At 64.9% G+C, this 539-nt stretch carries 1 protein-coding gene; it reads left to right on the top strand.

Annotation, left to right across the window (positions count from 1 at the left end; translation table 11 throughout):
* Positions 1-97 precede the first annotated feature (97 nt).
* Positions 98-539, top strand: a 442-nt coding sequence (locus tag D1614_RS28750) for a biotin synthase BioB (RefSeq protein WP_206610205.1), incomplete at its 3' end; no start/stop codon positions are given.

The following is a 539-nucleotide window of genomic DNA, read 5'->3' as shown; positions in this document are numbered from 1 at the left end:
GGCGTGCAAAGTTTCCTGGGCAAGCGCAAGCCGAACTGGCTGCTGCCGGCCTGACCCGTATAACAACGAAACCACGCATCACTCGAAGGAAGTCCTCATGCAATCCACTCCGCTCAACTTCGTGCCGAACGCCGCCAAGGTGCCGCCCACGCCCGGGCAGAATCCCAACGCCCGCTGGAGCCGCGAAGCCATCGAAGCGCTGTTCGCGCTGCCGTTCAACGACCTGCTGTTCCAGGCGCAGCAGGTGCACCGCGCCAACTTTGATGCGAATGCCGTGCAGCTCTCGACGCTGCTGTCCATCAAGACCGGCGGCTGTCCCGAAGACTGCTCGTACTGCCCGCAATCGGCGCGCTACGACACCGGTGTCGAGGCTGAAAAGCTGATGCCGATTGACGAAGTGCTGGAAGCCGCCTCGCGCGCCAAGCAAAACGGCGCGAGCCGCTTCTGCATGGGCGCCGCCTGGCGCAACCCCAAGCCGCATCAGCTCGACGCCGTGGCCGACATGGTGCGCGGCGTGAAGGCGATGGGGCTGGAGACGT

The organism is Maribellus luteus, assembly GCF_003576475.1.
GTDB classification, from domain to species: Bacteria; Bacteroidota; Bacteroidia; order Bacteroidales; family Prolixibacteraceae; genus Draconibacterium; species Draconibacterium luteum.
This window is presented reverse-complemented; position numbering and strand designations above follow the sequence as displayed.